11 protein-coding genes are annotated in these 8592 nt (G+C 51.6%); 2 read left to right on the forward strand and 9 right to left on the reverse strand.

Features of this window, described 5'->3' with window-relative positions; genetic code table 11:
• Positions 1–643: 643 nt before the first annotated feature.
• From rplP to rplB, 5 genes are read right to left on the reverse strand one after another with little or no spacing between them, the layout of a single operon-like run.
• Positions 644–1057 carry a 50S ribosomal protein L16 gene (rplP, locus tag B9P63_RS16760; RefSeq protein ID WP_085310935.1) on the reverse strand — a complete coding sequence of 138 codons (414 nt, stop codon included), beginning with the start codon at positions 1055–1057 and terminating at the stop codon, positions 644–646.
• Positions 1058–1069: 12 nt separating this feature from the next.
• On the reverse strand, positions 1070–1777 hold the full coding sequence (gene rpsC, locus B9P63_RS16765; RefSeq protein ID WP_085310937.1) for a 30S ribosomal protein S3: 708 nt from the start codon (positions 1775–1777) through the stop codon (positions 1070–1072).
• Positions 1777–2157 (reverse strand): 50S ribosomal protein L22, encoded by a 381-nt coding sequence (gene rplV, locus B9P63_RS16770; RefSeq protein WP_085310939.1) that lies wholly within the window; start codon positions 2155–2157, stop codon positions 1777–1779. The genes rpsC and rplV overlap by 1 nt, the downstream gene beginning before the upstream one ends.
• Before the next feature lie 3 nt (positions 2158–2160).
• Positions 2161–2439: a 30S ribosomal protein S19 gene (rpsS, locus tag B9P63_RS16775; protein ID WP_085310941.1), complete on the reverse strand. Its 279-nt coding sequence runs from the start codon at positions 2437–2439 to the stop codon at positions 2161–2163.
• Between the two features lie 3 nt (positions 2440–2442).
• Positions 2443–3285, reverse strand: a complete 843-nt coding sequence (gene rplB, locus B9P63_RS16780) for a 50S ribosomal protein L2 (protein WP_085310942.1) — start codon at positions 3283–3285, stop codon at positions 2443–2445.
• A gap of 327 nt (positions 3286–3612) precedes the next feature.
• Between rplB and B9P63_RS16785 the strand changes: the two genes are divergently transcribed.
• On the forward strand, positions 3613–5229 hold the full coding sequence (locus tag B9P63_RS16785; protein WP_139816283.1) for a P-loop ATPase, Sll1717 family: 1617 nt from the start codon (positions 3613–3615) through the stop codon (positions 5227–5229).
• A 286-nt stretch (positions 5230–5515) separates the two neighbouring features.
• Here B9P63_RS16785 and B9P63_RS16790 read toward each other — a convergent pair whose 3' ends face one another.
• The 4 genes from B9P63_RS16790 to rpsJ are packed head-to-tail and all read right to left on the reverse strand — an operon-like array spanning position 5516 to position 7472.
• The gene (locus tag B9P63_RS16790; protein ID WP_072629584.1) at positions 5516–5812 is read right to left on the reverse strand and encodes a 50S ribosomal protein L23; all 297 of its coding nucleotides are present in this window, start codon (positions 5810–5812) and stop codon (positions 5516–5518) included.
• The gene (gene rplD / locus B9P63_RS16795; RefSeq protein ID WP_085310947.1) at positions 5809–6426 is read right to left on the reverse strand and encodes a 50S ribosomal protein L4; all 618 of its coding nucleotides are present in this window, start codon (positions 6424–6426) and stop codon (positions 5809–5811) included. The genes B9P63_RS16790 and rplD overlap by 4 nt, the downstream gene beginning before the upstream one ends.
• The gene (gene rplC, locus B9P63_RS16800; RefSeq protein WP_085310949.1) at positions 6423–7145 is read right to left on the reverse strand and encodes a 50S ribosomal protein L3; all 723 of its coding nucleotides are present in this window, start codon (positions 7143–7145) and stop codon (positions 6423–6425) included. The genes rplD and rplC overlap by 4 nt, the downstream gene beginning before the upstream one ends.
• A 15-nt stretch (positions 7146–7160) precedes the next feature.
• The gene (rpsJ, locus tag B9P63_RS16805; protein WP_085310951.1) at positions 7161–7472 is read right to left on the reverse strand and encodes a 30S ribosomal protein S10; all 312 of its coding nucleotides are present in this window, start codon (positions 7470–7472) and stop codon (positions 7161–7163) included.
• A gap of 503 nt (positions 7473–7975) precedes the next feature.
• Here rpsJ and B9P63_RS16810 point away from each other — a divergent pair.
• The gene (locus tag B9P63_RS16810; protein ID WP_085310953.1) at positions 7976–8341 is read left to right on the forward strand and encodes a hypothetical protein; all 366 of its coding nucleotides are present in this window, start codon (positions 7976–7978) and stop codon (positions 8339–8341) included.
• The last annotated feature ends 251 nt before the right edge of the window (positions 8342–8592 follow it).

Raw genomic sequence — 8592 nt, forward strand, 5'->3', positions numbered from 1 at the left:
AGAAGATCGGACACTCTCAAGGGCTTTCCGCGACGGCTACTCCACAAGTCCCCTTTGCCTCTTCAATTCTATGGTGAAGTAGTGCCTATCCTCGTCGATTTTTGCCAATCTCAGCACATCGTTGGTTGCTAACTCTACGCACCCTTGTGGCGCTGATGCGTATTTGGATTGCAGACCATTTCGGACAACAACCTCTCATTTAAACAAAATTCTTTCAGCCGTTCTCTCTGATTGAATATCAATTGCGAATTGTCCTTCACCGATTTCACTGCACTGCCGTATCTGCCATTCTGCGTAGGGGCCTCTAAGGCGAGCAAGTACATCAGTGCTAAAAGAAAAACTGTTTTCGCTCACGAGGCCTCCATCTTTGAAGACTTAACTATGCTGGTTTGGCTTGTAAGAATGGAGTGACCTAGTCAGCCAACCTGCCCCGAAAGCACTAAAAAGACAGAAAATCCTACGTGGCTTTTCCGGCCCTAGAGTCTGAACTAATTAAGGAGGCCGTCGGCGAATTTTCTAGAAAATTCAAAAAACCCGCGCTGATTTCCCAGCGCGGGTTCCAATTTTTTTACCGAGTGCCTGCCCGCGAAAAACCTTTGGCCTATTCGCGACACCGCACTCACTGCGCGCAGGTGCGCTGTTTTTACCAGTCTTCGCGAACGACGACGCGTGTTTTCACAGGCAGTTTCATCGCGGCAAGGCGAAGCGCCTCACGTGCGACCACTTCGTCGACACCGTCGATTTCAAACATCACGCGGCCTGGCTTGACCTTGGCTGCCCAGAAATCCACGGAACCTTTACCCTTACCCATACGAACTTCGGTGGGCTTGGAGGTAACGGGAGTGTCGGGGAAGATACGGATCCAGACACGGCCTTGACGTTTCATGTGACGCGTCATGGCACGACGTGCGGCTTCGATCTGGCGTGCAGTAACACGCTCGGGCTGCGTGGCTTTGAGGCCAAACGTGCCGAAGTTCAGATCAGACCCGCCTTTTGCCAGACCGTTGATACGGCCTTTGTGCATTTTGCGGAATTTGGTACGCTTTGGTTGAAGCATCTTATCTCTCCCTTAGCGACGACCGCCAGCACCACGAGGTGCAGGGCCATCCTGGAGTTCCTGTGCTTTACGGTCACGCGCTTGGGGATCGTGTTCCATGATCTCGCCTTTGAAGATCCAGGTCTTGATCCCGATGATGCCATATGCAGTCAAGGCTTCAACGTGAGCGTAATCGATGTCGGCGCGCAAAGTATGCAAAGGCACGCGGCCCTCACGATACCATTCGGTCCGCGCGATCTCTGCACCGCCAAGGCGGCCAGCGACGTTTACGCGGATACCAAGGGCACCCATGCGCATCGCGTTCTGAACGGCACGTTTCATCGCACGGCGGAAGGACACGCGGCGCTCGAGCTGCTGCGCGATGCTGTCACCGACAAGCTGGGCGTCCAGCTCTGGCTTGCGCACTTCCACGATGTTCAAATGAAGCTCGGACGCTGTCATCTTGGCAAGTTTCTTGCGCAGCGTCTCGATGTCCGCGCCTTTCTTACCGATGATAACGCCGGGGCGCGCTGTGTGGATCGTGACGCGGCACTTCTTGTGCGGACGCTCGATGATCACACGGGCGATGCCCGCTTGCTTGCACTCGACGTTGATGAAGTCGCGCATCGCGAGGTCTTCGAGGAGCATGTCCCCGTAGTCCTTGCTTTCCGCGAACCAGCGGCTGTCCCAAGTACGGTTCACCTGAAGGCGCATGCCGATTGGATTGGTTTTATTACCCATTAGCTTTGCTCCTCGATCTGGCGGACCAGAATGGTGATTTCGCTGAACGGCTTGATGATCTTGCCGAAACGACCACGGGCACGTGGGCGTCCACGCTTCATGGTGAGGTTCTTACCGACATAGGCTTCCGCCACGATCAGCTCGTCCACATCAAGGTTGTGGTTGTTTTCAGCATTCGCGATGGCCGACTGGAGGCACTTGCGAACATCAGCTGCGATACGCTTCTTGGAGAACGCGAGGTCCGTCAATGCGCGCTCTACCTTCTTGCCACGGATCAAACCGGCAACAAGGTTCAGCTTTTGCGGGGAAGTACGGAGCATGCGCAGTTTTGCCATTGCTTCGTTGTCTGCCACGCGGCGGGGATTCTTATCCTTGCTCATGGCTTACTTCCGCTTCGCTTTTTTGTCTGCCGCGTGACCATAATAGGTCCGAGTTGGCGAATACTCACCGAACTTCTGACCAATCATGTCTTCGGAGACGTTGACTGTGATATGCTTATGGCCGTTGTAGACACCAAACGTCAGTCCAACGAACTGAGGCAGGATTGTCGAGCGACGCGACCAAATCTTGATAACTTCATTGCGACCGCTTTCGCGAGCCGCTTCGGCCTTTTTGAGGACGTAAGCGTCAACAAAAGGACCTTTCCAAACAGAGCGAGACATCTATTAGCGCCCCTTCTTCTTGGCGTGCCGCGAGCGTAGAATGAGCTTGCTGGACGCTTTTTTCTTGTTGCGAGTTTTCGCACCCTTCGTCGGCTTGCCCCAAGGCGTAACCGGATGACGACCACCAGAGGTCCGGCCTTCACCACCACCGTGAGGGTGATCGATCGGGTTCATAACCACACCACGGACACTCGGGCGAACACCCTTGTGACGCATGCGGCCAGCTTTACCGAAGTTCTGGTTGGAGTTGTCAGGGTTCGACACCGCGCCAACTGTTGCCATGCACTCTTGACGCACGAGACGCAGCTCTCCGGAGGAGAGGCGGATCTGGGCGTAGCCACCATCGCGGCCTACGAACTGGGCATACGTACCAGCAGAGCGTGCGATCTGACCACCCTTGCCGGGCTTCAATTCGATGTTGTGAACAATCGTACCGATAGGCATGCCAGAAAATGGCATTGCGTTACCTGGTTTGATGTCTGCCTTGGCCGCTGCAATAACCTTGTCGCCAATCGCTACGCGCTGCGGTGCAAGGATATACGCCTGCTCGCCGTCATCATATTTGATGAGCGCGATAAAGGCTGTACGGTTAGGGTCATATTCGATGCGTTCGATTGTTGCGACAACATCAAATTTGTTGCGGCGAAAATCCACGATCCGGTAGAGGCGTTTTGCCCCGCCACCGCGACGGCGTGATGTAATTCGTCCGGTATTGTTCCGGCCGCCCGATTTCGTCAAACCCTCTGTGAGGGATTTGACAGGACGTCCTTTCCAAAGCTCCGAACGGTCGATCAGCACCAGCCCGCGCTGGCCCGGCGTCGTCGGCTTATACGACTTGAGTGCCATGCTTTCTGTCTTCCGTTTTAGCTCGCAGGGCTTAGAGTAGGCGCCCCGCTACGATTAAAGCCCCCCGTAGGTGGCCTGTGTTTTAGGCCCCCGTAGGTGCCCGATTAGGTATCGCTCGATGTTATGAGCGAACAACAACAACAAAGCCCCAGACGAATCTGGGGCTGTGACGCTGGTGAGCTGATAGGAGGTGTGGGTTTGGGGGTCAAGGGCTTGGGTACAGCTATTCACCATGAAAATCCCAAAAAAATCGCCCCTAAGTCAGTTGATAACCATCCAACACCACCCTAGCGTGTCATGAGGAGCATTCACTTCGGAGTCATATTTTTGTCAAACCCAATTATATTTAACGCAAGTTCTCGGATTGGTAAAATTTCTGCAGAAGCTGATGAAGAATTTCTATTTGAATGCTTCGTCGATATCGACGCACTCGCAGAATTGAAGGAGATCGGCTCCCCAAAAATGATACTTCTTGGCAGTACAGGAACTGGCAAGACTGCACTAATCAGAAAAATTGAATTCGATTACCAACGAGCCAATTTTATACAGCTTGACGAAATGGCCTTGGACTATTTAGGGAACAGTGACGTTATTCAATTTCTTTTGAGTATCGACGTAAATCTTGACCTATTCTTTCAAGCCTTGTGGAAACATGTAATCTTGATCGAGTTCATTCGTTTGAAGTTCAACATTCAAGATGAACAAAAATCAAAGTTTGTCTTTTCCCAAATCTTTGATGCTTTTGGAAATGATCAAAGAAAGAAACGAGGTCTCGACTATCTAAGAAAGTGGGAAAGCAAGTTTTGGATATCGATGGATGAGAACATCCGCGAAATAACGGAAAACCTTGAAACCATTGTGAACGCGGAAATGGGTGGGGAAATTGAAAAATTCAATGCTAAAGCCGGATACGCTCGAACCCTCAGCGCGGAAAAGAAGAGTCAATTGCAACGAGTTGCGCGAAAATTCGTAGCACCGGAGCTGCTTACGGATTTGGCAAAAGTAGTCGACACGCTTTCGGAACATGGCACAAGAGTAGAACCGTGTTTCATCTTGATCGACAGTTTAGACGAAAATTGGATTGACATAAGTATCAAATATCCACTCATTCGTGCGTTGATTGAGAGTTTAAAAAGTTTGAGAAGAGTACCCGACCTCAAGACCGTAGTAGCTCTTAGGTCAGATCTACTAGAGAAGGTAATATTGGAAACGCGCGATGCTGGTTTCCAAAGCGAGAAGTATGAAGACTATATAATTCGCCTAAAATGGGATTCTTCAAGTCTAAAAAAATTGGTAAACAAGCGTATTAACTTTCTATTTCGAAGAAAATACAACAGGCAGAATGTCATGTTTGAAGACATATTCCCTGAAAAAATTAGCAATGTCGGCAGCCCATTTACAACTTTGTTAGAAAAGAGCCTCTATAGACCAAGAGACCTAATAAACTTCGTGAATATGTGTTTAGAAGCGTCAGAAGGCTCCACGGCAATAAGTCGAAAAACGTTTACCCAAGCCGAGCGCACATACTCAGCCAACCGATTAACCGCGATGATTGAAGAATGGCAACATGTCGTCGCTAATGCAGGCCCATTGATCAACTTACTCAAAGGCAAACGTGGAACCATAATGCTTTCGGAGTTTTGTACCTCCAGGCTATTAGACGACCTTGTCCACCATTTCCCCGAGGCAAAATATCGGGAGAAAGACGAACTGTGGCGCTTGGTAGAAGACGCAACAACACGAAATGTTGAGCCGTTTGATCTGGCATGCGCTCTGATAGAAAGATTGCACCTCATGGGAGCAATCGGTGTCAAGTACGATCCAAACTTGCCATATCAGTACTTTTTTCAAACACAAAAACCGCTTCCTACTAATTACTTAGACAGTGCGACTAAGATTCGCGTCCATCCAATGTTGCATTCTGCTCTTGGAATAGTGAATTAGCATCATGTCCAAACCCATCACGCCGGACCGAGGGTGGGCGCTCTCGCCGTTGAACAGCGCGCTTTATGGCGGCAATATCCGACCAACCGATCCTCGGGAATTGAAACGTCACAAAAGCGCCGACCCGTGGGGTCGGTCCGGCGCTAGGCGGGGCAGTAAACTGCTATTCCCGCCTTGGTAGATGGCGAGTGCTGCGCCTAGACTGCTGAGGCCCCTACCCCAAAAGAAAAACCCCAGCCACTCTCGCAGCCGGGGTTTCCCGAATTCATCAAAGGTACAGAACCGATTAGAGACCAGTGGTCACGTCGATTGTGTTGCCTTCTTCCAGCGTTACATACGCTTTCTTGACGTCCTTACGGCGACCCATTTGGCCACGGAACCGCTTTGACTTGCCTTTGGTGATGGACGTGTTCACGGCCTTCACCTTGACGCCAAAGAGAGCTTCAACAGCTTCTTTAATCATCGGCTTGTTGCTGTCGATCGCCACTTCGAAAACCACCGCGCCATTTTCGGACGCCATTGTTGTTTTCTCGGTGATAAGCGGCTTGCGGATCACGTCGTAATGTTTTGCTTGTGCGCTCATTTCAAACGGGCCTCCAATGCTTCGATACCCGCTTTCGTGATAACAAGTGTATCACGCTTCAGGATATCATAGACGTTAGCGCCCATGGACGGCAGAACATCGAGACCTTCGATGTTACGTGCTGCTTGCATGAAATCTTCGTTCACGCTTGCGCCGTCGATGATCAGGGCACGTTTCCAACCCATTGCTGTGACCTGTTTGGCCAAAGCAGAGGTTTTCATTGCACCAGCCGCCTCGTCGATGATCACCAACTCGCCAGCTTTCGCTTTTGCGCTGAGTGCCAGCTTGAGACCAAGTGCGCGGACCTTTTTAGGCAGATCGTGGCCGTGGCTACGAACAACAGGACCTTTGTAAACACCACCACCGCGGAAGATAGGAGCAGAGCGAGCACCGTGACGTGCGCCGCCGGTCCCTTTCTGACGATATATCTTCTTTGTGGAGTACTTCACTTCGGAGCGCGTCTTTACCTTGTGCGTACCGGCTTGAGCGTTGTTACGCTGCCAACGGACCACACGGTGCAGAATGTCTGCGCGTGGCTCAAGACCAAACAGGGCCTCGTCCAGATCCAAAGTGCCGGCGCTTGTGCCGTCCAGTTTGATTACATCTAGTTTCATGCTTCACCGCCTTCCGCAGGTGCTTCAGCCGGAGCTTCAACAGCAGCAGATTTAAGAGCCGCAGGGAAAGGAACGCCATCAGGCAATTTCTTTTTCACAGCGTCTTTCACTGTGACCCAGCCGCCTTTGGAGCCCGGGACTGCGCCTTTGATCATGATCAAGCCACGATCGAGGTCAGTCTTAACGACTTCAAGGTTTTGCGTTGTCACGCGAGCCGCGCCCATGTGACCAGCCATCTTCTTGCCTTTGAAAACCTTACCGGGATCCTGACACTGACCTGTCGAGCCGTGCGAGCGGTGAGAGATAGACACACCGTGCGTTGCGCGAAGGCCGCCGAAGTTGTGACGCTTCATAGCACCCTGAAAGCCTTTACCAATGGATGTGCCGGACACGTCCACTTTCTGGCCTGCGAGGTAATGCTCGGCAGAGATTTCTTCGCCAACAGCAATCAGATTGCCCTCGGTCACGCGGAATTCAGCCACTTTACGCTTTGGTGCAACTTTCGCTGCAGCGAAGTGACCACGCATGGCCTGAGATGTACGCTTGGTTTTTGCTGTGCCTGCACCGAGCTGAACCGCTGTGTAGCCGTCCTTCTCAGATGTACGCTGTGCAACAACCTGAAGCGCGTCGAGTTGGAGAACGGTCACGGGAATTGCCTTGCCGTCTTCCATGAAAAGCCGGGTCATGCCGACTTTCTTTGCAATGATTCCAGAGCGCATCTGTTTGATACTCCCTTAAACCTTGATCTCGACATCCACACCAGCGGCGAGGTCGAGCTTCATCAGCGCGTCAACGGTCTGGGGGGTCGGATCAATGATGTCTAGCATACGCTTGTGCGTGCGAACTTCCCACTGGTCGCGGGACTTCTTGTTCACGTGAGGCGAGCTAAGAACTGTGAATTTTTCAATCTTGTTCGGCAAAGGGATCGGGCCGCGTACGTCTGCGCCTGTCCGTTTTGCTGTATTTACGATTTCCTGAGTGCTCGCATCGAGCACCCGGTAATCAAACGCCTTCAGGCGAATGCGGATGGTCTGGCTTTTGGCCATAATCATCACCCCTAAATTCAGGGTCTAGATCGGAGAGGAGGAACGCGGCTCATCCGGGCCCCTCTTCGCGTCTTTAGTATACGACATAAATAAGGGCACGCGGTTGGCGCACCCTTGTCGATAGCGCGCGTATAGGGGGAGTCGGGGTGGGTGGCAAGGGGTTAGTTTTGGGGATCTCGTACTACCTAAGCCGATCCGTCGCCAGTCCGCTGGGAAGGCGATCTATGGTTGGTTCTGCGCGCTTTATCTATCAAGCCCGCGCGACTTCAATGTGGCACGCTTTGGTCGGCCAAATCGCCAGCCCTGTCGGGCGGACTGGCGATAGATCGGCGCGCGATGCGCGCTGTTCGATCTTAAAGAAAAGGGCGTACGTTTTGGATCAATGGATTTTGTGTGTTCGAACTTTGAGAATTAGTCGCGTCAATACCTTACATTGAAATGTTTTACTATTACTTCAACGTAACGAAAATTTCCAACCTGAAACCAGAAGCTTGGAGCTAGTTATGATTTGGGAAATTGGCCTATATACCCCCCGATGGGGTCACAATGATACTTACGTGATCGAATTTGAAATGGACCATATGGTTTTTCGCAAAAATGCAGGACCTCGTCCACACGTTATTGCAAGAGAGGTAGAAGGTCGTGATCCCGAATGGGAAAACAAAGTCGAGCTATTTCGCATGCTAAACAATGATTCAATTTATCCTTTTCATAAATTACCAAATGCTCTGGAGTACCTTTGGAGAGAATGGCGCAACAATTCAATGAGCTATGAAGACGTCTTGCCCGAACTTGAGGCATTGGCTGAGTCAATCAATGCCTCCACAAGAGCAAAGCCGCGAACTGATTTCTGGCGCGGTTACTTCTAAGCTTGCCTTCAATTGAATTGCCCATTCATAGATTAGGCAGCGCCCGAACCGCCCCCGTCGTGCTAAAAGCACGCCTTTGGCGTGACGCGGGCGCTTCGCGTCCACCCCTCGGTTCGTGCGCGGTGGATGGATGGGTGGTACTTCATTGGTAGTAGAAACGTAAAAACGGCACCCAGATTTCTCTGGGTGCCGTTTGTTTGTTAGCGTTCCTGCACCTAGAATGGTGAGGGAGTGGGCCCTTGCAGTTTTTA

Source organism: Planktotalea arctica (assembly GCF_002105285.1).
GTDB lineage: Bacteria > Pseudomonadota > Alphaproteobacteria > Rhodobacterales > Rhodobacteraceae > Planktotalea > Planktotalea arctica.

Bases quoted from the DNA above. Each gene is read 5' to 3' on its own strand.
- rplD (WP_085310947.1), bottom strand. From the start codon at position 6,426: ATGAAACTAGATGTAATCAAACTGGACGGCACAAGCGCCGGCACTTTG.
- B9P63_RS16810 (WP_085310953.1), top strand. From the start codon at position 7,976: ATGATTTGGGAAATTGGCCTATATACCCCCCGATGGGGTCACAATGAT.
- rplP (WP_085310935.1), bottom strand. From the start codon at position 1,057: ATGCTTCAACCAAAGCGTACCAAATTCCGCAAAATGCACAAAGGCCGT.
- rplB (WP_085310942.1), bottom strand. From the start codon at position 3,285: ATGGCACTCAAGTCGTATAAGCCGACGACGCCGGGCCAGCGCGGGCTG.
- rpsC (WP_085310937.1), bottom strand. From the start codon at position 1,777: ATGGGTAATAAAACCAATCCAATCGGCATGCGCCTTCAGGTGAACCGT.
- B9P63_RS16790 (WP_072629584.1), bottom strand. From the start codon at position 5,812: ATGAGCGCACAAGCAAAACATTACGACGTGATCCGCAAGCCGCTTATC.
- rplC (WP_085310949.1), bottom strand. From the start codon at position 7,145: ATGCGCTCTGGAATCATTGCAAAGAAAGTCGGCATGACCCGGCTTTTC.
- rpsJ (WP_085310951.1), bottom strand. From the start codon at position 7,472: ATGGCCAAAAGCCAGACCATCCGCATTCGCCTGAAGGCGTTTGATTAC.
- rplV (WP_085310939.1), bottom strand. From the start codon at position 2,157: ATGAGCAAGGATAAGAATCCCCGCCGCGTGGCAGACAACGAAGCAATG.
- rpsS (WP_085310941.1), bottom strand. From the start codon at position 2,439: ATGTCTCGCTCTGTTTGGAAAGGTCCTTTTGTTGACGCTTACGTCCTC.